The organism is Clostridium sp. MT-14 (assembly GCF_042436595.1).
GTDB classification, from domain to species: domain Bacteria; phylum Bacillota; class Clostridia; order Clostridiales; family Clostridiaceae; genus Clostridium_B; species Clostridium_B aromativorans.
Window position 1 is genome coordinate 1 of the sequence record NZ_JBHMIY010000099.1, and the last position, 423, is coordinate 423.

Genomic DNA, 423 nt, shown 5'->3' on the forward strand with positions numbered 1-423 from the left:
AAAGGTAAACCTGGATGTCCTGGCCCTAAAGGCCCTCAAGGTCCTAAAGGCTGCAAGGGTGATCCTGGCCCTCAAGGTCCTCAAGGCCCTAAAGGTGACAAAGGTGATCCCGGTGCTCAGGGTCCTAAAGGCTGCAAAGGCGATCCTGGATGTCCTGGCCCTCCAGGTCCACAAGGCCCTAAGGGCTGCAAAGGTGATCCTGGTATTCAAGGTCCTAAAGGTGACAAGGGTGATCCCGGAGTTCAAGGTCCTCAAGGTGACCCAGGGTGTCCTGGTCCTCAGGGTCCTCAAGGCAGGCCTGGATGTCCTGGCCCTAAAGGCCCCAAAGGTGATCCTGGATGCCCTGGCCCTCAAGGCCCTCAAGGTAAACCTGGCTGCCCCGGCCCACAGGGTCCGCAGGGTCCTAAAGGTGATAAAGGTGAT

1 protein-coding gene is annotated in these 423 nt (G+C 58.4%); it reads left to right on the plus strand.

Going from position 1 to position 423, the window contains the following annotated elements:
* Positions 1-423: hypothetical protein (locus ACFHWD_RS20670; protein WP_378062949.1), on the plus strand; the 423-nt coding region annotated here is incomplete at both ends.